This is a genomic window from Flavobacterium sp. (assembly GCF_003525665.1).
Classification (GTDB): Bacteria; Bacteroidota; Bacteroidia; order Flavobacteriales; family Flavobacteriaceae; genus Flavobacterium.
Genome location: NZ_DQDX01000210.1, coordinates 1 through 366, shown reverse-complemented (window position 1 = coordinate 366; position 366 = coordinate 1). Strand labels below are relative to the sequence as shown.

The window sequence follows — 366 nt, the reverse complement described above, 5'->3', positions numbered from 1 at the left end:
TCATAAACTTCCCAATTTGTTTCTTCGGAAAATTAACTACTGCTACAATTTGTTTTCCAATTAAATCTTCTTTCAAATAACGTTTTGTGATTTGTGCTGAGGATTTTCTGATCCCAATTTCAGTACCAAAATCAATTACCAATTGATACGCTGGCTTTCTAGCTTCGGGAAAATCATTTGCTTCTAAAATGGTTCCTATTCGCATTTCTACTTTTTCAAAATCGCTCCATGTCAGTTCCATAAGTATAAATAAATTGCATTTCTATAAAGCCAAAGCTATGAAATTTGTAAGTATTTAAAGTTTTTATGTAACTTTTTTTTGTCTATCAATTGTAATTTTATGTTAGAATTTAACAATGAAAAAAC

General features: G+C 28.7%; 1 protein-coding gene. It reads right to left on the bottom strand.

The window, feature by feature from the left end:
- The coding region (locus DIU01_RS14620) for a tRNA-binding protein (protein ID WP_290835717.1) at positions 1–241 on the bottom strand (241 nt) is incomplete at its 3' end.
- Positions 242–366: the final 125 nt, after the last annotated feature.